We start from the raw sequence: 534 nt of genomic DNA on the forward strand, positions 1-534 counted from the left end.
AGCATTACAACAAGGCGTGGTGGATGCTGCGGAAAACAACATCCCATCATTTAGCTTGAGCCGTCACAGTGAGGTATCGAAATACTTCAGCCTAGACGAGCACACCATGGTGCCAGACGTATTGGTTATTTCGACTAAAACGTACGACAAGCTAACACCTGAGCAACAAAAAGCACTGATGAAAGCAGCAGCAGACTCTTCTGAATACATGAAGAAGTTGTGGGCTGAGTCAGAAGCAAAAGAGCGTACAAAAGCTGAAAAGATGGGCGTAACTTTTGTTGAACCAAATAAAGCGGCATTCGTTGAAGCGGTTCAACCAATGTACGCGGACTTAGAAAAGACAAATCCTGAATTAAATGAACTGGTTGAGAAGATCAAAGCAGTTAAGTAATTCACAAAGTAATTAGTAATAAACAATCGAAAACAAGGTGTTACCACATTCTGGTACATAGAGGTTGACCAATTGCTATTGGTCGTTATGATGGCGTGAGAAGTTAGATGGAATATAGTGATAATATCATCATGATGCCTTTT

General features: G+C 40.8%; 1 protein-coding gene. It reads left to right on the forward strand.

What is annotated here, in order from left to right; all coding sequences use genetic code 11:
* Nucleotides 1–391, forward strand: a 391-nt coding sequence (dctP, locus tag R7190_RS30260) for a TRAP transporter substrate-binding protein DctP (RefSeq protein WP_318138261.1), incomplete at its 5' end; no start/stop codon positions are given.
* Between the last annotated feature and the right edge of the window lie 143 nt (nucleotides 392–534).

Source organism: Vibrio sp. 1078-1 (assembly GCF_033340475.1).